This window comes from Oleiphilus sp. HI0066, from assembly GCF_001635725.1.
Window position 1 is genome coordinate 1 of record NZ_LWFH01000908.1, and the last position, 355, is coordinate 355.

1 protein-coding gene is annotated in these 355 nt (G+C 47.6%); it reads left to right on the plus strand.

Annotated elements, in window-relative coordinates; translation table 11 throughout:
- Positions 1-355, plus strand: a 355-nt coding sequence (locus tag A3738_RS10570; RefSeq protein WP_156504191.1) for an ATP-binding cassette domain-containing protein, incomplete at both ends; no start/stop codon positions are given.

A 355-nucleotide genomic window follows, 5' to 3' on the forward strand; every position in this document is an offset into this window, starting at 1 on the left:
TGTTGATGTCTAGTGTTAGTAATTACAGCCATATAAGAGAGCGTGCAAGATCACTATTGCATCGTACTGAGGTGCCGACAGCAAGAATCGATGCATTGCCCAAAACCTTCTCTGGCGGTATGCAGCAGCGAGTTCAAATCGCCAAAGCCTTGTCGACGTATCCTCCACTGTTATTTCTTGATGAGGTGACAACGGGATTAGACCTATCCGTACAAGCGGCCATTCTCGACTTGATTATGGAAATACAGCAAGAGATGGAAACCGCCATGATTGTGGTGACCCATGACCTTGGCGTTATTCGTCTGCTTGCTGGGCGAACACTTGTGATGAAATACGGTCGAGTGATTGAGTCGGG